Here is a 20,429-nt window from a genome sequence, read left to right as displayed (position 1 = left end):
GGCGTGAGGAGCGGCCTCGCGATGTGAGGCGCGTCACGTGACGTCGTCGCGGCGCGCAACGCCGCTCGCGAGCGCGAACGCGCTCCGTGCGCTTCGACCTGCACGCTCAGGTGGCGAGGTCCGCGAGCCAGCCGACGAACGGCGCCGCGGCGCGCGCGTGGCCGGCGAGCCAGTCCACGAGCTCGGGTGACACGATCAGCTTCGGCGGCAGCGGCGGGAAGCCGACCACGAGACCCTTGCGCTTGGTGAGCTCTGCGCGCGGGTGCGCCGGGTCGACCCCGCGCGGCACCTTCTTCAGCGTCTCGCGCGAGCCGAGCTCGAAGCCCGCCTTCTCGAGGCGCTTGACGATGCGCGCGAGCGCCGCGCCGCGACGCTCGTCGAGCACCGCACTACGAAAGCGCGCGAGCTGCGCCGCGTCCATCATCCAGTGCCCGGCGCCGACGTAGCGATCGGTTCCGAGGTGCACGTACAGCGCGACCGGTCCCGGCACGCGTCCGCCCGTCGAGACCAGCGGCAGGTAGCCTGCGACGTGCGTCTTGTACGGCGACTTGTCGCGCGAGAAGCGCACGTCGCGGAAGATGCGGAACACCTTCGGCTCGCCGAGGACGTCCTCGCCGTAGGTGCGCACCACCTTGGCGCGCACCTCCCAGAGGAGCGCGAGCATCGGCTCGCGCCAGCCCTGCTCGTACTCGTGCTTGTGCGCGAGGAACCACTCGCGGTTCTGGTTGCGCGCGAGCGCGTGGAAGAAGCGCGCTCGCTCGTCGGCGAAGCCCGTGAAGCGCGTGACGCGAAGCGCGTGCTCGGCCGTCATGGCGCGCGACGTTAGCGCGGCACCAAAGAGGTGCCAAACCCGATGCGCGGGTGCTTGCTCGCGGCGCACGGCGCATGCGGGGTCGTGAGAAGCTCACGCGTCCCGTCGCGAGGAGCTTCACCCGCATCTCGTCGCCACGCCTCTCTGCTCGTTCGCGAGCGGCCGCGCTCGCGTCGCGACGACGACGGCTCGAAGCCTCGCTCGCTTCGAACTTCATGAGGACTCTGCTGCGTCGCGCGACACGGACCCGCGTCAATCACTTGCCACACCGTCACGTTCCGCACGCTGCTTTCGCGTGTGCCGCCTGAGCGCGCAAAGCACTCGACGCCGCACGCGCAAGAAAGCGTCAATCAACACGTTTCTCCCTCATGTCACCTCGCGCGAGCGCCGAATGAGGGAATGGGGGGTGATGATGGTGTGGGGATGTCTCCGCAGTTTGTTTCCGTCGCAGCTTGACGACGGAGAACCGGTTCAGCATAAGAGCGCCGCGGACGGATTCCGGTCCGCTTCGCTCGGTTCGCTTCCTCCTCTCGATCCAGCGGCAGCGCCAGGACGGCGCCCTCATCGTCGTCTCACACACCGATCGGCGGAGCACTCGCATTCGCGAAGGCCGTTTCCGTCCAAGACCCCGCGCGGGCGACGTGTGCCCACGGGACGTTGTGAGGAGGTGATCATGAGGGGTTGGAGACCGTGGCTCGTCACGGCCTTGTTCGGCACGGTGCTGTGCGCGTTCGCGACGCCGGCATCGGCACAGAACAAAGCAGCTTGCTTGACGGGCACGCCGGCGCAGATCGCAGCCGACCAGGCGGACATCAATGACGTCCGTGCGGCGATCGACGCGCTCTGTCCATGCGCGAGCTACGACGGCTCGCAGGGGAAGGGAAAGAGCGCCTACGCCGCTTGCGCGACGAAGGTGCGCGACGCATTCGTCAAGGAAGGTCGCCTGCGCTCGCAGTGCGCCGCGACGGTGCGCAAGATGACCGTTCAGTCGACGTGCGGCACGCGACCCGGGAAGAACGTGGTCTGCGTGCGCGAGTCGCTGACGAACGGCGCGGTGTCGTGCACGATCCGTGCGGCCGCACGCTGCAAGAGCGTCGCGAAGAGATACGTCGAGCAGGTGTGCAGCGGCGCGACCCATTGCTTCGACGCGGCGGACACCAACGGCGACCTGAAGATCAACGCGAGCGACGCGGGCACGTGCGCCAATCCCGGCGTCAAGCCGACGCCGAAGCCGACCGCGACGCCGAAGCCAACGGCAACGCCGAAGCCGACGCCGACCCCGGCGCCCACGGTGGGATCGCCCGATCCGCTACCGACGGGTCCGCAGGGCGCGGAGCTCGCGCGCCTGATCAACGAGTACCGCGTGTCGAAGGGTCTGCCGCCGCTGCAGCTCTCGAAGGCGATGATGGCGACCGCCGCGGCGCACGTCGCGGACCTGTCGTCGCATCCCGGCACCTGGGGCGGGACGTGCAACCTGCACAGCTGGTCGAACTTCGGCGCGCCGCTCTACACCGGCTGCTGCTACACCAACGACCACGCGAAGGCCGACTGCATGTGGCGCAAGCCGCGCGAGATCAGCGCCGGCCTCGGCTTCCCGCGCTACCCGGGCAACGGCTACGAGATCGCGTTCGCCGGCGCAGGCGCGACGCCGAAGCAGGTGCTCGATGCCTTCAAGGGGAGCCCGGGTCACCACGAGGTGATCATCAACGCCGGCCCGTGGAAGTCGATGAACCCGTATCCGGCGATGGGCGCCGCGATGGCGAACGGCTACGCCGTCGTGTGGTTCGGCGACGCCGTGGATCCGTGGCGCTGAGCTTCTTCAGCTAGCGAGCGCCACGCAGACGCACGAGGGGCGCGCGGTCCGATCGACCGCGCGCCCCTTCGCGTTTCAGTGTCCGGCGTGACCGGCGTGCGCGTCGTGGCTCGCGAGCGCGCCGTCGACGGATCCCGCCGCGAGCGCGTGCGCCACGTGGCCGCTCACCGAGCAGCCCATGTGCCCCGGCAGCGCCGGCTCGCTCCAGGTCGAGCGGCCGAAGGCGTCGTACGCCGTGGTCGCCTGCGCGCGCGCCACGTCGTCCTCGCTCGCCGCGCCGGCGGCGGGATCGATGTAGAAGGTGCCGAACAAGATGAACATCTCGTTCTCGGTGCTCTCGCCGCCGGTGATGCGGCAAGCGTCGCAGTCGCCGTCGCCGGCGCCGGGCGACGAGTCGCAGCTCGCGTCGTCGTCGGCGCCGTTGCACGGAGCGCCGATCTTGCCCGACACGCACGCGATCGGGTTGCAGCGGCCGATCGTCTGCGACGCGCTCGCCGGGATGCGCGACGCGCGCGTCACCTCCTCCGGATTCGGCGAGCCGTCCGGATTGACGCCGTTGTTGTACAGCGCGCAGTAGCGCAGCGTGCGGTCCGCGGCCCGCGGCGAGTCGAACGCGAGCGGCGGATCGAAGAGCTGCCGCACCGGGTCGTTGTAGACGAAGCTCTCGTAGATCCGCGAGCCGTCCGGCAGATCGACCCAGAAGTGCTTGCCGCGCTTGTGCGTGTGCGAGGTCAGCTCGAACAGGCGCGCGCCGCGCGGCAGGACGTGGTCGTTGCACACGGTCTGCTCGGTGTACGGCAGCGCGTTCGCCGCGAAGATGCGCGACGCGTTGAAGATGTTGTTCACCGGGTAGCGCTGGTCCTCGGCGAACAGATAGTTCAGGCGCCCGTTCATCATGGTGTCTTCGTTGGTCAGGTTGAAGGCGTGCGTGTTCCAGTACAGCACGCCCTTCATCGGCAGCTGCGCGAAGACACCCTCGTGGAAGATGTTGTACGCCTGCGCCTGCTGAGCGCCGCCGACCGGGATCGGCGCACCCGAGCTCGGACCGTAGCCGATGCAGGCGAACGTCGGCCGCGGCTCGCTGCGGCAGAAGCCGCTGCCGCACGACGACAGATCCGTCGGATCGCACGCCTCGCCTTCGCGCTCACCGCCCGCGCAGGTCCACGCGCCGAACGACGGATGGTTCACGTCGACGCCCTCCGGCGTGAAGTTCTCGGCCGGGTAGTAGAGGATCAGGTGGTGGCTCTGCGGATCCTGGCGGAGCTCGAAGCCCTTGAAGCGGAACATCCCGTTGTTGACGAACTCCTCGGGCACCTGGTCCGTGATGTCGTAGTAGGTCGCGAAGCAGAGCTCGTGCTCGCTCTGCGCCGGCAGGTGCCACGGCGGCATCACGAACTGCACGCCCTCACCCGGAGCGGGCGGCGGCAGCGGCTCGATGGTGATCGGCTTCGGCTCGGGCAGGCAGGCGTCGAGCAGCTCCTCGGTGCCGCCGACCGTGCCCTCCTTTGGCGCGCCGGCGTAGATCCACAGGCGCAGCGCTTCGAGCTCGTCCTTCGTCAGCGGCTCGAGGCCGTTCGGCATCGGCGCGCCGGCGATCTCGAAGCTGCCGGGCTCCGTCGCCGCCGCCACCTTCATGTAGAGGTAGCTGCGCGTGCGGTCGCCGGGCGTGATCAGGTTGTAGCGGCTGCTGACCGCGGGCTTCTCGAAGATGTTCTCGTAGGCCACCTCGGGCCGCAGATCGAGGCCACCTGCCGCAGCGCCGCCGTGGCAGACCTGCTGCGTGCAGCCGCGCCCCTCGAAGATCACCTTCTGGATCGCTTCGAAGGTGCTGCTGAACTGCGCGTTCTCGTCGCACGCCGGGTTCCCCGGCGGCGGCTCGCCGGGCGGGGGCGTCGTGGTCCCGCCGCCGCCTCCGCCACCTCCGCCGCCGCAGGCGGCCAGGACTGCACAGACGCCGAACGCGATCGCCGCGCGCACGAGCGAGCTACCGAACTGGCTCTTCATCATCTCGATCCCTTTCCTCGCGTCGCGTCGCGACCGAGGGTCACTGGCCTTGCTCGCGCAGAACCCTGCGCACCTTGGCACGCTGGCAGATTGTGCGACACCGTCTCCGGCGCGCAACCGCATTTCCGCGGCCTTCGGCTTCTCCGGACGAAAGTGCTGCTCGAACGGTTGCTTGGCTTGGGGCGTGTTGCGGCGCTCAGGCCGCGCTGCGCTCGGTTGCGGCGGGCGACTCGTCGCGCACGAAGAGACTTCGCAAGAGCAGCACGGCGACGCCCACCGAGATCGCCGAGTCCGCGACGTTGAAGGCCGGCCAGTGCATGCCGCGCCAGTGCACGTCGATGAAGTCGATCACCGCGCCGTAGAGCACGCGGTCGATGAAGTTGCCGACCGCGCCGCCGAGCACGAGCCCGCAGGCGAACAGCGTCCCACGCTGCGTCGGCGGCGTCTGACGGACGTAGAACACGAGCGCCGCGCCCGCGACCAGCGCGACCACCAGGAAGAACGGAATGCGGAACGTCGCCGGCTGATCGGCGAACAGGCTGAACGCCGCCCCCGTGTTGCGCACGTAGGTCAGGTTCAGCCACGAGAAGACGTGCATCGTCTGGTAGAGCCGGAAGGTCGAATCGACCCAGAGCTTGGTGAGCTGGTCGAGGACGACGATGACCGCCGCCACGCCGCCGACCAGGGCGTACTTGCGCCCCTCGCTCACGAAGCCACCGCGTAGCCGATGCGCGCGAGCACGTCGGCGCAGCGGCCGCACGCGCCCGGATAGGCCGCGACGCTGCCGACGTCGAGCTTGTAGTTCCAGCAGCGCGCGCACTTCTCGCCCGCGGCCCGGCTCACGGCGACGCCGAGCCCGGCGAGCACCGGGCTCTCGGGCAGCGCCTCCGAGACGATCTCGACCTGCGAGACGATGAACAGCTCGGGCAGAAATGCTTGACGCTCGGCGAGCAGCTCCTTGAGCTCGGGCGGCGGCGCGAGCTTCACGCAGGCCTCGAGCGAGTGTCCGATGTGGCCCGCCTTGCGCTCCTCCTCGAGCGCCTTGGTCACCGCGCCGCGCACGGCGAGGAGCTTCTCGAAGCGCGCGGCGAGCGCGTCGTCGAGCCACTCGTCGCGCGGCGTCGGGAAGCTGCCGAGCAGCACGCTGTCGTCCTCGCGCGCGCCCGGCAGCGCGCGCCAGATGTCCTCGGCGAGGAAGGTGAGGATCGGCGCCAGCATGCCGGCGAGCGCGCGCACGATCTCGTACATCACGGTCTGCGCGGCGCGCCGCTGCGGATCGCCGGGAGCGCTGCAGTAGGCGCGGTCCTTCGCGATGTCGAGGTAGAGCGCGCTCAAGTCCACCGCGCAGAAGTTGTTCAGCAGGTGGTAGACCGTGTGGAACTCGTACGCCTCGTACGCCTCGCGCGCGCGCTGCTCGACCCGCGCGAGGCGGTCGAGCGCCCAGCGCTCGAGCTCGGACAGCTCCTCGTACGCGACGGCATCACGCTGCGGATCGAAGTCGCCGAGGTTGCCGAGCAGGAAGCGCGCGGTGTTGCGCAGCCGCCGGTACGCCTCGACCAGGTGCCCGAGGATCTGCTTCGAGATCCTGACGTCGCCGCGGTAGTCCTCGGCCGCGACCCAGAGCCGCAGCACGTCCGCGCCGAGGTCCTTCAGCACGGAGTCGGGCGCGATCGCGTTGCCGCCCGACTTCGACATCTTCTTGCCCTCGCCGTCGAGGATGAAGCCGTGCGTCAAGCAAGCCTCGTACGGCGCTCGCCCACGCGTCGCGACCGACGTCAAGAGCGACGTATGGAACCAGCCGCGGTGCTGGTCCGAGCCCTCGAGGTAGAGGTCGGCCGGCGAGTGCAGCCCCTCGCGCTTCTCGAGCACCGCCGCGTGGCTGACGCCCGAGTCGAACCACACGTCGAGGATGTCGGTCTCCTTGCGGAAGTCCGTCCCGGCGCAGCGCTCGCAGCGGAAGCCCGGCGGCACGAGCTCCGACGCGGGGCGCGCGAACCAGGCGTTCGAGCCCTCGCGCTCGACGATCTCCGCGACGTGCTCCGCGAGCTCCTTGCTGAGGTGCGGGTGCTCGCAGCGCTCGCAGTACACGGCGACGATCGGCACGCCCCAGCTGCGCTGGCGCGAGATGCACCAGTCCGGACGGCTCTCGATCATGCCGCGGATGCGGTCGCGTCCCCACGGCGGGATCCAGCGCACGCGGTCGATCGCCGCGAGCGCCTCGCCGCGCAGGTCGTTCGCCGACAGCGACACGAACCACTGCTCGGTGGCGCGGAAGAAGAGCGGCTTCTTGCACCGCCAGCAATGCGGGTAGCTGTGCGTGAGCGGCGCCTCCGCCATCAGCGTCCCGGCGGCGCGCAGCCGCTCGAGCACGTCCGGATCGGCGTCGAAGATGCGCTTGCCCTCGAGCTCCGGCACGTCGCCCGTGAAGCGTCCGCGCGCGTCGACCGGCGAGTAGATCTCGAGCCCGTAGCGCAGGCCGACCTCGTAGTCCTCCTGGCCGTGGCCGGGCGCGGTGTGCACGACGCCGGTGCCGCTCTCGAGCGTCACGTGCTCGCCGAGCACGACCGGCACGCGGCGCTCGAGCCACGGGTGGTGGAACTCGACGCCCTCGAGCCTCGCCGTCTCGAAGTGCGCGCGCGGAGCGCCCGCGTCCTCGCTCCGACCGATCGCGGCGAGGAAGCGCTCGGCAAGGCCCTCGGCGACGATCAGCAGCTCGCCGTCGACCTGCAGGCCGACGTAGGCGAGCTCGGGATGGATCGCGAGGGCGAGGTTCGCCGGCAGCGTCCACGGGGTCGTCGTCCAGGCGACCATCGCGACGTGGCCCGCCTGGTAGCGGCGCAGGACCTCGCGCGACGCGTCGTCCGCCGCGGCGGCGAGCAGCGCGACCGTCACCGGCTGCGCGCCTGCGTCCCCGCCGCCGGTCGCGAGCGCCAGCGGGAAGCGCACGTAGATGCTCGGCGAGCGCTTCTCCTCGTACTCCACCTCGGCCTCGGCGAGCGCCGTCTCGCAGGACGCGCACCAGTAGACCGGCTTCTTCTTGCGGTAGAGCGAGCCCGACGACGCGAGCTTGCCGAGCTCGCGGATCTCCTGCGCCTCGTACTCGGGCGCCAGCGTCAAGTACGGGTTGTCCCAGTCGCCGACGACGCCCAGGCGACGGATCTCCTCGCGCTGGATGTCGACGTAGCGGCGCGCGTACGCGTCGCACAGGCGCCGCACCTCCGTCACCGGCAGCTCGGCCTTCTTCGCGCGGCCGATCTCCTTCTCGACCTGGAGCTCGATCGGCAGCCCGTGGCAGTCCCAGCCCGGGACGTAGGGCGTGCGGAAGCCGGACAGGTGCTTGTACTTGACGACGATGTCCTTCAGCACCCGGTTCAGCACGTGGCCCATGTGCATGTTGCCGTTCGCGTACGGCGGGCCGTCGTGCAGGATGAACGGCGGCGCGTCGCTGCGCAGCGCGAGCATGCGCTGGTAGATGCCGAGCGCGTTCCAGCGAGCGAGCATCTCGGGCTCGCGCTGCGGCGCGTTCGCGCGCATCGGGAAGCTCGTCGCGGGCAGGTTCAGGGTGCCGCGGTAGTCCATCCCGGGGCGGGTACCAACCGCCGAAAACTCTTTCAATTCGCGCCGTTTCGCCGCGCGGGCGGCGTTCCGCGCGCTGGTGCGCGGTTCGCTACGCTCAGCGCGCCGTCAAGCGACGGCGGCGCGTCGTCGGCCCCTCGGCCTCCCGCCTGCGTCGGCCACGCCCGCGCGGCGGCGCGCCGACCGGCTCGTCGCGCAAGTCCTCGATCGGCGTCGGCTCGGATTTCAGACGCGGCGCGCTGCGGCGCTCGTCCGCGGCCTCGAACGGATCGAACGAGCGGATGCGGCGCACGCCGAAGAAGTAGCAGCACTGCTCGTTGTCGAGGTCGTTGTTGAACGTGCGCTGCTGACCGTCCTCCCACAGCAGGCGGACGAGGCAGGTGCCGCCGGGCACGATCGAGGTCCGCTCCTCGACCACCGCACCTTCGCCCCACTCCTCGTGCCAGATGTGGGTCACGCGGTCGCCGAGGCGAAGGTAGAGGCGCTTACCTGCCGCCGAGTACTCCATCGTCGAGCCGATCTTTCCCTCCCTAGCGGAGATCGCGTCCGGCGGCGAGATGGGGGATCGAAAATCGTGTGCGCGTCCGCGCTTCCGCGCTCGCACGAGCGTGGGACGACCCTGGCTCGAGGTGCGCGCGGTCGCTAGCGTCGACGGGTCGTGAGCGTCGCCCTCGAGAAGTCCGCATCCGGGCGACCTGCACCCGCGCCGCATCCCGACGCCGCGTCCGGGCGACCGGCGCGCTGGCTCGTGGTGCTCGCGCTGCTCGCCGTCTGGGTCGTCTGGGGATCGACGTACCTCGCGATCAAGATCGCGCTCGGGTCGCTGCCGCCGTTCGGCATGGCGGCGACGCGCTTCTTCCTCGCCGGCAGCATCCTCTACGTCGTGCTGCGCCTGCGCGGCACGCCGCCGCCGAACCCCGCGCAGTGGCGCAGCGCGGTGGTGATCGGGCTCCTCATGCTGACGCTCGCCAACGGCGGCGTGGTGTGGGCGCAGGGACGGATCTCGTCGAGCGTCGCCGCGCTCGGGGTCGCCTCGACGCCGCTCTGGGTCGCGCTGCTCGCGGGCTTTCTCGAGCGCTGGCCGCGGCCGATCGAGTGGGCCGGGCTGACGATCGGCTTCCTCGGCGTGTTCCTCCTCAACTGGGACGGCGACCTGCGCGCGACGCCGGCCGCCGCCGTCGCGCTGCTCGTCTCGCAAATCTCGTGGGCGGTCGGCGCCATGCTGAACCGGCGCTTGACGCTGCCGGAAGGCGCGATGGCGAGCGCGTCGCAGATGATCGCGGGCGGCGCGATCCTCTTTCTCGCGTCGGTGCTCGCCGGTGAAGGCGTGCCGCGCGCGCCGTCCGCCGAGTCGCTCGCCGCCCTCGCCTACCTGGTCGCGTTCGGCTCGATCGTCGCGTTCAGCGCGTTCAACTTCCTGATCCGCAACGTTTCGCCGAGCCTCGCGACCAGCAACGCGTACGTGAACCCCATCGTCGCGGTGCTGCTCGGCGTCGGGCTCGCCGGCGAGCAGCTGCGCGCCGCCTCGCTGGTCGCGATGGCGATCATCGTGACCGGCGTCGCGCTCGTCCTGCTGGCGCAGGACCGCTGAGCGACGGCGCGCGAAGCTCGCCCCCGTGAACGCGAGCGCGCGCGAGAGCACGCGAGATCGCGCGAGCCGCCTTGCGACGCTCTCGCCGCAGGACGACAAGAGAGAGCGTGCAGGTCGAAGGAGGCAGGATCCGTCGCCAGGTCGACAACCGGCGCGCCGAGCGCGCGATCCTCGGGCTCGGCCTTCTGCTCGCGCTCGCCTGGCTGCCGTACATGGTCACCTGGTGGATGAGCCACGGCTGGCCCGCCTATACCGAGCAGCTCTTCGTCGGCCTGATCGTGATCCCGGGCGCGATCTTCGGCGCCGCGTGGGTGCTCGCCGCGGGGGTGACGGCGCTCAAGCGCTGGTGGCACACGCCGCGCGAGCGCCCCTAGAGCGTCGGCTCTAGAACTCGCTGCCGCCGTCCGGCGCGATCTCGATCTTCGCGCCGCGGACGACGACCGGCACGATCCGTCGGCCGCCGGTCAGCTTGAGGAACTCGGTCATCGCCTGCGGCTCGCGCGACAGGTTGACCTCGACCACCGTGTCGCCGGAGGCCGCGAGCGCCGCACGCAAGCGCTCGCAGTGCGCGCAGCCGTCGCGGGTGTACAGCGTGACGCGCGCCATCAGGCGTGCCTCGCGGCGCGCGCCCCCAGGCGCGCCCGACGGCGGCGGCGCAGCCAGCCGCGCACGTGCAGCCAGCCGACCGCGACCAGCAGGTAGACGAAGCCGACCACGTTGCGCACCGCGGAGACCAGCGTGCGGCGCACGAGCCAGAACGACGAGCGCACGAGCCCGCCGTCGCCGCCCGCCCCGAAGTGACGCGCGACGTCCGTCAAGCGAAAGACGTTCAGCGGGAAGTAGTCGAGCGCGTCGTTGAAGGCGATCAGGTGCTTCGTGCGCAGCAGGAACGGCAGCAGGCGGAGCTCGGTCGTGGCACCGCCGGCGAGCTGCAGCGCGACGACGTCGAAGCGCCATCGCCGCAGCCGCGACAGCAGCTCGTAGCGCTCCTCCCAGCGCGCGACCTCGAGCTCGTCGACCGCGAGCGCGCTCGCCGCCGTGGCGTCGGCCTCGCGCACCAGCAGCTTGACGGAGCAGCCGGGGAAGATCCGCCGCACCTCCTCGGTGAGCCCCTCGAGGAGAGCCACGTCGCCCGTCTGCACGACGAGCACGTCGCGCACGCGGTCGTAGCGCAAGGGTCGCAGGAAGGTCAGCGCGCTGCTCATTCGCGCCCCCGCGCAGCCAGCGTCGTCCCGTCGCGGTCGACGCCGGCCTCCGCCGTGACGGCTGCCGCTTCGGGGCCCTCGCCCGCCGCACGCGCGCCGTCGCCCGCCTGCGTGCCGTCCTGCAGCGCGAAGCCGTACGCTTCGAGCAGGCGGCGCGCGATCGCCGGCCAGTCGTAGGTCCGCTCGACGAAGCGCCGCGCCTCGCGCGCCATCGCGTGGCGCCGCGCCGGATCCGAGAGCAACGCGCACACGCCGTCGGCGAACGTCCGCGCGTCGTCGCCGATCACGATCTCGCTCGCCGACGCGCCGAGCCCTTCCGCGCCGATCGTCGTCGACACCACCGGGCAGCCGCTCGCCATCGCCTCGAGGATCTTGAGCCGCGTCCCCGAGCCGCGCAGGATCGGCGCGACGAACACCGTCGCACGCCGGTAGTGGACGGCGGTCTCCGGCACCATGCCGGTGATCTCGATGCGCGGATCCTGCTCGGCGAGCGCCGCGAGCGCCAGCGGCGGGTAGGCGCCGACGACGCGGAAGATCGCATCCGGCACGCGCTCGCGGACGAGCGGCAGCACCTCGCGCGCGAACCACATCACCGCCTCGACGTTCGGCTCGTGGCGGAAGAAGCCGACGAACAGGATCGTCGCGGGCTCCTCCGTGCCGTCCTCGCGCTGCGGGAAGTCGCGGCAGGAGACGCCGTTCGGGATCGTGACGATCGGCTCGGGATCGACGAAGCGGGCGAGCACGTCGCGGTCGTCGTCGCTCATCGTCAAGACCAGATCGGCGCTCTCGACCGCACGGATCTCGTGACGCAGCGTCCGCAGGCCGTCGTACCAGAGCGCGAGCCGGCGCAGCCGCGACCCGGCCATCGCGCGCGCGCGCGCCTGCGCGACGAACGTGATGTCGTGCTCGACCAGCACGCGCAGCAGTCCCGGGCACGGCGCCGGCAGGTAGTGCGCCATGTGCGTGTACTCGACCTGCACGACGTCGAAGCGCCGGCGGTCGAGCCACCACTCGATCTGCTCGTGCATCGCGTGCGAGTGGAAGCCGCGCGTCTTGCTGGGCTCGAGCCAGCCGCCGGTGCCGTGCACGTCGCGCGGCAGCAGCACGACGTCGCGACAGAGATCGCGCAGCAGCGCGAGGCTCTCCGTGCGCCGCTCGGCCTCGGTGTCGACGAACGAAATCAGCGTCACGTCGCAGCGCTCGCGGATCTCGCGGATCAGGTTCAGCATGCGCACCGCGCCGCCGTGCACCGCGGGCGCCGGGCTGTACGGCGACACGATCAGCACCTGCGGCCGCTCGCCGTCCCGCTTCGTGCGGTCTTCGGGATGGAAGCGCGCGCGGTAGGCGTGCCGGTAGCGCGACAGGTGCAGGATCTCCTCGTCGCGCAGCACGCGCGTCTCGCGCGCCTCGCGTGCGCGGGCGCGCAGCACGACGCCGATCTGGCGCACGAGCCCGGTGAAGGTCGCCACCGCCGCGCGCCCGCCCGCGTCGCGGAACACCTTCAGCGGCAGCAGCACGAGACCTGCGAGGTGGCGGGCGATCAGCCGGCGCGAGCCGAAGTTCTTCCACACCAGCGCGGCGAGGTTCTTGACGAAGAAGCTGTGGATGCGCTCCTCGCTCCACAGCCGCCGCGTCGTGCCGCGGTGCTTGTGGTGCACCTTGCTCTTCGGCGCGAGCACCGACGGCCAGCCGCGCTTCCAGGCGCGGTACCCGAGGTCGACGTCCTCGATGTACACCGGCGAGTAGACCGCCTCGTCGAAGCCACCGAGCGCGAGGAACTTCGCGCGGTCGTACGCCGACGCGCCGCCGCCCGCGAAGAACACGGGATAGATCAGATCCTCCTCGAAGCGGTCGAGGTGGAAGAGCCGCACGATGCCGCGCACCAGCTCGCCGTGCACCTTGCCGGTCTCCCAGCGCGGCTTTCCGAGATCGATGAAGTCGATCTGGCAGGAGACGCCGAACAGATCTGGCTCGGCGGCGAACGCGTCGAGCAGCGGTTGCACGAAGTCCGGCTCGACGACCATGTCGTTGTTGAGCAGGATCAGCGTCGGGTTCTTCGCCTCGCGTGCGCCGCGGTTGGTCGCGCCGCCGAAGCCCTCGTTGGTCGGCAGCGCGATCCAGCGCAGCTGCGGCGCCTCGGCCGCGCGGCGCTCGAGGCTCGCGATCGTGTCGTCGTCGCTGCCGTTGTCGACGACGATGATCTCGTCGTCCGGGTGTCCGTGGCGGCGCAGCGCCTCGAGCAGCGGCGGCAGGCTCATGTCGAGCAACGTGCGCCCGTTCCAGGTCGGGATGACGACCGACACCGGACCGTCGGGCCGCGGCCGCGGCGCGTCCTCCGGGATCGCGGTCGGCTGCGGCGTGCGCAGACGCGCGAGCAGATCGACGAGCGCGATGCCGAGCCCGACCACCAGCGCGAGCGGCACGCTCGCGATCACGAGCAGCGCGAGGACGAGCAGCACCGCGGCGCGCTTGGCGAGCCGCGCCACGCCGAGCAAACCACGCGCCAGGTTCTCGATCGCCGCGAGCACGAGCCCGCCGCCCCGGAGCTCGCTCCGCACCGCGTCGCGCGCCGCCTGCTGCGCCTGCGTGCGGACGACTCCCTCGAGCGCCGCCGCGAGCGCGTCCGCCTTCTGCTGCGCGGCGGCGGCCTGCGCCGTGACGCGCGCGAGGTCGGCCTGCAGGCGCGCGACGTCGACGCTCGCCTCGGCGGCCGCGACCGGCGCCGCCGGCTCGAGCGGCGGCGCGACCGTGCCGTCGACCAGCGGCACCGTCGTGTTGTGCGAGAACAGGAAGTCCTCCGGCGCGACCGGCACCTCCTCCGCGACGCCGCCGACCAGGTAGCGCGCGATGAACGCGACGTCGTCGCCTTCGAGACGCTCGCCCGGCGGCGGCGCGCAGCGCCACACGCACACCCGGCCGGTCGCCGGCTGCTGCTCGACGCCCGCGACCGGCGCGGCTTGCGTCAAGCTCAAACGGAACTCGAGCTCGCGCCCGCGCGAGCCGGCGAGCGGACGGAACTCGAAGCGCTGCCAGTCGCAGTGCGGCACCTGCGCCGCGGGGACGAGCACGCGCGCGGCGAGCGTGCGCTCCTCGCCCGCCACCCAGAAGAGCTCGAAGGTGACGTTTGCGTCGCCGACCGGCGGCTCGACCCAGAACAGCACCTCGATCTGGCACAGGCCGTCGTAGGTCGCGGTGAAGCGCTGGCGCGGCGCGTAGTCCGGACCGAGCCCGGGCGAGATCGTCCGCGCGTCGGTCACCATCTCCTCGGCGATCAGGGCCTCCTCCTTGCGCGGTAGCTCGTCGCGCGTGCTGCCGGACGCGAACCAGGCGTCGCCGCGGCGATCGAGCGCGAAGCGCGGCGCGCGGCAGAAGTCGCGCAGCGGCGCCACGACGCGCGACCAGGCGAGCGAGTCGCGCGCCGCCTCGAGACGCGCGCGGCGCGCCGCGGCGTCCGGCGCGTCGAGCAGCGACTCGATCGCCGCCGCGACCGCCTGCGGGTCGTCGGGCTGCACGACCCGTCCCAGATCTTCGCGCTCGACCCGCGCCGCGAGCTCGTCGCCGACCGTCACCACCATCGGCACCGTGCACCAGAGGTAGTCGAGGACGCGCGTGCGGAACGCGAACTCCGACTCGACTCCCGAGCGGTGCAGGCTCACGCCGACGTCGCTCTCGAGCAGCCAGCGGTGGCGCTCGGCGTACGGCACCCAGTCGACGAAGGTCACCGTGCCCTGATCGAGACCGAGCTCGGACGCGAGCTCGCGCGCGCGCCGCGCGATCTCCATCTCGCCGATCTCGGGATTCGGGTGCCGCGTGCCGAGGATCAGCGCGTTGACGTCCGGACGGCGCTCGCGCAGCAGCGCGATCGCGCGCAGCAGGGTCAGCGGATCGACCCAGTTCCACATGCCGCCCGCCCACGTGACGACGCGATCGTTCGGCCCGATGCCGGGCAGCACGCCCTTGACCACGGGCTCGCCGGGCTCGGGCGGCGCGTCCGGCACGCCGAACGGCACGATCGCCAGCAGGCGTCGCAGCTCGGGATCGTCCTTGTAATTGACGTGGTTGATGCGGCCCGCGGCGGCGAGCATGCCGAGCCAGAAGCTGCGCTGCCGCTCGCTCGCGCAGAGGAAGAAGTCGCCGTTTGCGAGGTGGTGCTGCAGCCAGCGCAGCGACAGCAGCGAGCGTCCGCGCGAGCGGTTGAAGTCGTCACCCCAAAAATCGAGGTTCGAGAGGACGAACGGATCGTAGAGGTCGATGACGAGCGGCTTCTTGACCGCCGTCATGAGCTCGACGCGCCCGGACACCACGACGACGTCCGCGTCGTGCGTGAGGCGCGCGAGCGACGGGTGGTCGGCGAAGGTCGCGAGCCGCAGGCGCTCGCCGTCCCCGAGCTCGCTGCCTTCGGGCGCGGCGAGCGTGACCTCGAGGCCGTCGGCGGCGAGCGCCCGCGCGATCTCGAGCGTCCGGATCGCCGAGCCCGCCATGCGCTCGCCGATCCGGTCCCAGCTGATCACCAGGACGCTCAAAGCACGTCCCGTCCGAAGGTGCGGAAGCAGAGCGCGCGGCCCGGCACCTCCTCACCGCCGATGCGCAGCCCGCCGAGCGACGACGGCGCGTGCCAGAGCAGGATCTCGTTGCCCTCGGTGGCTTCCGGCGCGCTCGCGCGCAAGATGAAAGTTCGCCCCGCGGAGTCCTCGGCGGGCTCGGCGAGCGACACCGAGACGAACGAGCGGTCGACGAGCTTCGCCGCGGCGATCTCGCGCCGTCCGCGCACGACGCCGTCCTCGTCGAACACCTCGAGCACGATCTTGTGCTGGTTGCGCCGCGCGTACGTGCCGACAAGCACGTCGATCCGCCGCAGGCCGTCGTCACGGCAGACGAACGCCTGCTCGACCTCGCGCCCCGGACGCAGCGGGCCGCCGTACTCCGCGTCGAGTTGATACACGTCGTAGCGCGCGGCCGGCGGCTCGAGCGCCACCGACGAGCCGCCACCCGCCTCCATCGGGATCGGCGACGGCGCCGGGCCCTCGCGCCACGCGCCGCGCGCCGCGATCTCGTCGAGGATCGCGCGCAGCTCGTTCTCCTGCACGAGCGGGGTGTAACGACGGTAGACGTCGCGCCGCGCGCTGCGTCCGAAGGTCGCGCGCAGCTCGTGGCGCACGATCAGGTCCTCGAGCGCCCTCTCCCACTCGTGCTCGTCGCGGGCGAGAACGCCGGTCGCGCCGCCGTGCAGCGCGATGCGGAAGGCGTCGCTCGCGCTCGCCACCGTCGGCACCTGCACCGCGCCCGCCTCGAGATACTTGACCTCGCTCTTCGCCTGGTTGAACACGCTCGGCAGCTCGAGCGGCGCGAGGTTGACGTCGAGGCGCGCGACGCGCTCGGCGAGGTCGCTCCAGGCGACGAACGGCCAGCGCTCGATGCGCTCGCCGAAGCGCTCGAGCACCTCCGGCACGCGCACCGGACCGCCGATCACCAGGCTGACGTGCGGCATGCGCTCGAGGACGCGCGCGAGCGGGGCTGCGATCGCGGCGAGGTCGCGGTCGTGCGTGTCGGTGCCCGAGAGGAAGCCGAGCCGTACCGGGTGCGGGCCGCTGCCGTTCGACGCCGCGTGGATGCGCGTCGCGAGCGCCGTGGCGCGCGCATTCTCGGCGCACGCGAGCAGCGCGCTGCCGAGGCCGTTGCGGTGCAGGAACGCGATCGCGCCGGCGTCGGTCGCGGCGCGCACCAGCTCCTCGGTGCTGCCGAGGAAGTAGTCGGCCGCGGCGAAGCTGCGCGCATAGGCCTCGACGCTCTGCTTGAAGCCCGCGACGATCTCCGGACGCGGGTGGTCGAGCGCCGGCGCGTCGGCGAGCGCGTCGGGACGGAACACCAGGTCGTCGACCGAGAACACGACCGGGATACGGCGTCGCCGCGCTTCCGCCACCACCGCCGCGACGCTGACGCTGTACGGCGCGCGGAACAGCACGATCAGGTCGGCCTCGCGCGCCGCGGCGAGCGCGCGCTCGTCGGAATGGTAGAGCGCGGCGCTCTCGATACCAGCGTTGGCGAGCTGCTCGGCGAGGTGCCAGACGCGATAGCGCAGCGGCGCGCCGTCGATCCCCGTCAAGAACAAGACGCGGCGCCCGGCGCCGAAGCGCGGCGGCGTCGGCGCACGCGGCGACGCGGCGCGCGTCGCAGCCGGGGCGTCGGCGCGCGACGGCGCAGCGGCGTCGGACGCAGGCGTCGGCGTCGACGCAGCCGGCGCTTCCTGCGCGGCCTTCGCGTGCTCCGCACCGTGCGCTTCCTGCGCCTCCTGCACGGCAGCCTGCGGCTGCGACGGCCGCAGCGACAGCAGCGAGCGCAGCGCGAGGAGCCGACGCAGCAGCCGGCGTGCGCCGAACTCGTCGCGCTCGACCTCGGTCTCGCTCGCGCGGCGCTCGCGCGAGCGGCGCACGACGTGCTCGTAGAGCCGCTCGGCGTCGGCCGCCTGCTCCTCGACCGTTGCGAGCTGCGGGCACGGCGCGGACGCCAGACGCTCGAGCAGCCCCGGCTCGTTGCGCAGCCGCACCAGCGCCGCGGTGAGCGCCGCCGGCACCCCGGACGGCACGACGAGGCCGTTCTCGCCGTCGCGCACGACCTCCTCGGGGCCGCCGCAGTCGCTGGTCACCACCGGCACGCCGCGGATCAGCGCCTCGCGCACGACCAGCGAGAACGACTCGCGCATCAGCGAGGGCAGGACGAGCACGTCGGCGTCGGCCAGCACGTGGTCGAGCGTCGACGCGGCAAACGGCGGATGGCACACGAGCCGCCCGTTCAGACGATCCGCGTACGGCGCGATCTCGTCCTCGCGCACGGCGTAGGCGTGCACGACGATGCCCTCGGGCAGCGCGCACGCGGCCTCGAGCAGGACCTCGAGCCCCTTCTCGCGGTTGCCCGCGCCGCCGATGAACACCGCGCGCAGCGGCGCCGCGGGATCGCGCGGCCGACGCTCGGGCGCCGCGTCGCCCGGACGCGGCGTGCCGTTCTCCTGCACCGCGATGCGCCGCGCGTCGAGGCCGTTCATGATCAGGCTGTCGCGCAGGTACGCGGACGGCGTCAGGATCTGATCGACGTGCTCGAGCACGGCGAAGAGCCGCGCGCGCCGCTCCTCGAGGTCGACGCCGTCCGGAATCCCCGTGCAGCCGCCCGGGCGCACGATCGGCGAGCAGATCTTCCCCGCCGGCGACAGCCGGAAGAGGCACGGGCAGAGCCACCACCAGTCGTGCATGGTGAGGACGACGGGGACGCCGGCCTGTCGCGCCGCCTCGATGACGCCGACGCCGAGCCCTTGCAGGCTGTGCGCGTGCACGACGTCGGGCCGCGTCGCCGCGAGGAACTCGGCGAAGGACTCGCTCGCGACCGGGTTGTCCCAGTTCTCGCGCGACCAGGGATGGAACGCGCCGCCGAGGTTCACCCGCCAGGTGAGAAACGGCCCGACCATGTCGCGCTTGAGCGCGCCGAGCGGCTCCGCCGCGGTGGTGCGGCCGCTGAAGATCTCGACGGTGTGACCGCGCGCCGCGAGCGCGCGCGACAAGCGGTCGCACACGAGCGTCGCCCCGCCCTGGAACTCCGGCAGGTAGAGCGCGATCGCCTGCGCGATCTTCATCGCAACGCGACCTCCGCAGCGTACGGGACGTGCCAGCGCGCGCGCACCGCGCTCGGCGCCTTCGCAAGCCGCGACACGGAGGCGCCGCCGCGACCGTCGGCGAGCGCGTCGCGCCAGCGCGCGAAGCCGCGCAGGACGAGCGCGACCGGAAGCGGCGCGCCGTCGAGCTCCGCGGCGCCGACGAGCCCGGCGACCGCCGTCTCGCCCGCAGCGGCGCCCGCGGATGCGCCCGCGCCCGCGTGCGCGTCGCTCGGCCAGAACGCGTGCGTCGCGCCGAACGACAGCGCGTTGCCCGTGCCGGCGCCGTCCGCCTCGAGCACGAGCGCGTAGACCCGCCCGCGCGACGCCTGCTCCGGACGCTCGAGGTCGAGCGCGAGCCAGCCCCGGTCCGGCGCCTCGCCCGCGGGCAGGACGGCCTGCGCGGCGACCGTGCCGTCGTCGCGGCGCAGCACGAGGCGCAGATGGTGGTCGAGCCGCTGGCCGTAGGTCACGGCGTGGACGTCGACCCGCTCGAGCCCCGCGACCGCGACGCGGAAGCGCTGCACGAGGCGGCTTCCGTGCCCGAGCGGCGGCGAGACGTCGTCGAGCGAGGCGACCGGGAAGGCCGGGCAGGCGTCCCCCTCGAGCGCGACGCGCGCCGGCGGTTCGGCGTCGAACGCGTCGGCGGCCGCGGCGATGGCGCGCGTGGTGCGACGGCCACGGCGCACGTCCGCGCGGATGCGCGCGAGCAGCTCCATCAGCTCGGCGCCGCGCGAGCGCTCGCCGAAGCGCTGCTCGAGGTCGGCGCGCGCCGTGCGACCGAGGCGCGCGCGCAGCGCGGGGTCGCGCGCGAGCTCGGCGAGCGCCGCGCACCACTCCGCGACGCTCGACGCGAGCCTGCCGTTCGCGCCGTCCGCGATCGCGTGGCGGTACGCGGCCGACGGGCTCGCGACCGTCGGCACGCCGAGCGCCGCGGCCTCGAGGTACTTGATCTCCCCCTTGGCCCGAGCGAAGCGGCGCTCGAGCGCGAGCGGCGCCAGGCAGACGTCGGCGCGCGCCATCTCGGCCGGCAGCTCGTGCCACGCGACGAGCGGCCGGCGCTCGATCCGCGCCGCGAACGGCGCGAGCGCGTCGGGCAGCGCGACCGGTCCGACGATCAGCAAGCGCAGGCTCGCGTCCGTCGCCAGCAGCTCGGCGAGCGCCGGCGCGACGACCGCGAGATCCGCGTCGTGCGACGGCGTGCCGCTGAAGTAGCCGAGCGTCGTCGCGCCGGCTTCGCGAGCCGGCGCCGACGCGCGCGCCCGGTCCGCGAGCGCGAGCTCGGCCGGCGAGACCGAGTTGCGGTGCAGGTGCGCGTTCCAGCCGAGGCTCGCGGCGACGTCCCGCAGCGGCTCGGTCGGGGCGACGAACGCGTCGCAGCCCTCGAGCGTCGCGCGGTAGCGACGCACGCCCGCCCGCCACAGCGTGCGCTCGTCCTCCGGCAGGTGGTCGAGCGCGGGCAGGAAGTCCGGATCGTCGACGAAGATCAGGTCGTCGATCGCGCCGACCACGGGGATGCCGAGGGCGCGCGCCCGCTCCTGCGTCGTGCGAACCGCCGGCGTCGTCGGCACACGATAAAGGAAGAGCACGTCGTGGCGCTCGAGCTCCTCGCCGATACGTGGATCGGCAAAGTGGCGCACGGTCGCGTCGCCGCCGTGGGCCTTCACCTGGGCGGCGCGGTGCAGGACCTGGTAGCGGTGGCAGAAGCCGTCGATGCCGCTGACGAAGAGGACGCGCATGTCTTCCGGAGAGCCCCCGCCGAGGCTGTTAGCAGAGCGGCACGGGGCGGC

General features: G+C 72.4%; 13 protein-coding genes. 3 read left to right on the top strand and 10 right to left on the bottom strand.

Translation table 11 applies throughout. The features are described 5' to 3' along the window. Nucleotides 1-106: 106 nt before the first annotated feature. Nucleotides 107-811 (bottom strand): DUF2461 domain-containing protein, encoded by a 705-nt coding sequence (locus VIS07_22105; protein HEY8518214.1) that lies wholly within the window; start codon nucleotides 809-811, stop codon nucleotides 107-109. A gap of 673 nt (nucleotides 812-1,484) precedes the next feature. Between VIS07_22105 and VIS07_22100 the strand changes: the two genes are divergently transcribed. Beyond that, the gene (locus tag VIS07_22100) at nucleotides 1,485-2,624 is read left to right on the top strand and encodes a CAP domain-containing protein (protein HEY8518213.1); all 1,140 of its coding nucleotides are present in this window, start codon (nucleotides 1,485-1,487) and stop codon (nucleotides 2,622-2,624) included. Between the two features lie 75 nt (nucleotides 2,625-2,699). Here VIS07_22100 and VIS07_22095 read toward each other — a convergent pair whose 3' ends face one another. The 4 genes from VIS07_22095 to VIS07_22080 all read right to left on the bottom strand — a co-directional run bounded on the left by VIS07_22095 (nucleotide 2,700) and on the right by VIS07_22080 (nucleotide 8,712). Beyond that, complete coding sequence (locus tag VIS07_22095) at nucleotides 2,700-4,628, bottom strand: hypothetical protein (GenBank protein HEY8518212.1); 1,929 nt, start codon at nucleotides 4,626-4,628, stop codon at nucleotides 2,700-2,702. A 196-nt stretch (nucleotides 4,629-4,824) separates the two neighbouring features. Beyond that, nucleotides 4,825-5,337 carry a signal peptidase II gene (gene lspA, locus VIS07_22090; GenBank protein ID HEY8518211.1) on the bottom strand — a complete coding sequence of 171 codons (513 nt, stop codon included), beginning with the start codon at nucleotides 5,335-5,337 and terminating at the stop codon, nucleotides 4,825-4,827. After that, nucleotides 5,334-8,207 carry an isoleucine--tRNA ligase gene (gene ileS / locus VIS07_22085; GenBank protein HEY8518210.1) on the bottom strand — a complete coding sequence of 958 codons (2,874 nt, stop codon included), beginning with the start codon at nucleotides 8,205-8,207 and terminating at the stop codon, nucleotides 5,334-5,336. Before ileS ends, lspA begins: the two co-directional genes overlap by 4 nt. Before the next feature lie 94 nt (nucleotides 8,208-8,301). After that, nucleotides 8,302-8,712: a hypothetical protein gene (locus tag VIS07_22080; GenBank protein ID HEY8518209.1), complete on the bottom strand. Its 411-nt coding sequence runs from the start codon at nucleotides 8,710-8,712 to the stop codon at nucleotides 8,302-8,304. A 150-nt stretch (nucleotides 8,713-8,862) separates the two neighbouring features. On the opposite strand from VIS07_22080, the gene yedA reads away from it, so the two are divergent. Continuing rightward, complete coding sequence (yedA, locus tag VIS07_22075; protein HEY8518208.1) at nucleotides 8,863-9,795, top strand: drug/metabolite exporter YedA; 933 nt, start codon at nucleotides 8,863-8,865, stop codon at nucleotides 9,793-9,795. 107 nt (nucleotides 9,796-9,902) lie between these two features. After that, nucleotides 9,903-10,169: a hypothetical protein gene (locus VIS07_22070; GenBank protein ID HEY8518207.1), complete on the top strand. Its 267-nt coding sequence runs from the start codon at nucleotides 9,903-9,905 to the stop codon at nucleotides 10,167-10,169. A 10-nt stretch (nucleotides 10,170-10,179) separates the two neighbouring features. Here the strand turns inward: VIS07_22070 and VIS07_22065 are convergent, their stop codons facing one another. Genes VIS07_22065 through VIS07_22045 form a run of 5 tightly spaced genes read right to left on the bottom strand, consistent with a single transcriptional unit; the run spans nucleotide 10,180 to nucleotide 20,378 of the window. Then, nucleotides 10,180-10,401 (bottom strand): Uxx-star family glutaredoxin-like (seleno)protein, encoded by a 222-nt coding sequence (locus VIS07_22065; protein HEY8518206.1) that lies wholly within the window; start codon nucleotides 10,399-10,401, stop codon nucleotides 10,180-10,182. Next, nucleotides 10,401-11,000, bottom strand: coding sequence for a hypothetical protein (locus tag VIS07_22060; GenBank protein HEY8518205.1), 600 nt, complete (start codon nucleotides 10,998-11,000; stop codon nucleotides 10,401-10,403). The genes VIS07_22065 and VIS07_22060 overlap by 1 nt, the downstream gene beginning before the upstream one ends. Further along, the gene (locus tag VIS07_22055) at nucleotides 10,997-15,523 is read right to left on the bottom strand and encodes a glycosyltransferase (protein HEY8518204.1); all 4,527 of its coding nucleotides are present in this window, start codon (nucleotides 15,521-15,523) and stop codon (nucleotides 10,997-10,999) included. The genes VIS07_22060 and VIS07_22055 overlap by 4 nt, the downstream gene beginning before the upstream one ends. Beyond that, nucleotides 15,520-18,621 carry a glycosyltransferase gene (locus VIS07_22050; protein ID HEY8518203.1) on the bottom strand — a complete coding sequence of 1,034 codons (3,102 nt, stop codon included), beginning with the start codon at nucleotides 18,619-18,621 and terminating at the stop codon, nucleotides 15,520-15,522. The genes VIS07_22055 and VIS07_22050 overlap by 4 nt, the downstream gene beginning before the upstream one ends. Beyond that, nucleotides 18,618-20,378 (bottom strand): glycosyltransferase, encoded by a 1,761-nt coding sequence (locus VIS07_22045; GenBank protein HEY8518202.1) that lies wholly within the window; start codon nucleotides 20,376-20,378, stop codon nucleotides 18,618-18,620. Before VIS07_22045 ends, VIS07_22050 begins: the two co-directional genes overlap by 4 nt. Nucleotides 20,379-20,429 lie beyond the last annotated feature (51 nt).

The organism is Candidatus Binatia bacterium (genome assembly GCA_036563615.1).
Classification (GTDB): domain Bacteria; phylum Desulfobacterota; class Binatia; order UBA12015; family UBA12015; genus DATCMB01.
The sequence above is the reverse complement of the archived record's forward strand: the minus strand, read 5'-3'. Positions and strand labels throughout refer to the sequence as shown.

Excerpts from the sequence above, each read along its gene's own strand:
- VIS07_22100 (HEY8518213.1), top strand. The coding sequence starts at position 1,485 with ATGAGGGGTTGGAGACCGTGGCTCGTCACGGCCTTGTTCGGCACGGTG.
- VIS07_22050 (HEY8518203.1), bottom strand. The coding sequence starts at position 18,621 with ATGAAGATCGCGCAGGCGATCGCGCTCTACCTGCCGGAGTTCCAGGGC.
- VIS07_22105 (HEY8518214.1), bottom strand. The coding sequence starts at position 811 with ATGACGGCCGAGCACGCGCTTCGCGTCACGCGCTTCACGGGCTTCGCC.
- VIS07_22045 (HEY8518202.1), bottom strand. The coding sequence starts at position 20,378 with ATGCGCGTCCTCTTCGTCAGCGGCATCGACGGCTTCTGCCACCGCTAC.
- VIS07_22060 (HEY8518205.1), bottom strand. The coding sequence starts at position 11,000 with ATGAGCAGCGCGCTGACCTTCCTGCGACCCTTGCGCTACGACCGCGTG.
- VIS07_22080 (HEY8518209.1), bottom strand. The coding sequence starts at position 8,712 with ATGGAGTACTCGGCGGCAGGTAAGCGCCTCTACCTTCGCCTCGGCGAC.
- VIS07_22065 (HEY8518206.1), bottom strand. The coding sequence starts at position 10,401 with ATGGCGCGCGTCACGCTGTACACCCGCGACGGCTGCGCGCACTGCGAG.
- VIS07_22095 (HEY8518212.1), bottom strand. The coding sequence starts at position 4,628 with ATGAAGAGCCAGTTCGGTAGCTCGCTCGTGCGCGCGGCGATCGCGTTC.
- ileS (HEY8518210.1), bottom strand. The coding sequence starts at position 8,207 with ATGGACTACCGCGGCACCCTGAACCTGCCCGCGACGAGCTTCCCGATG.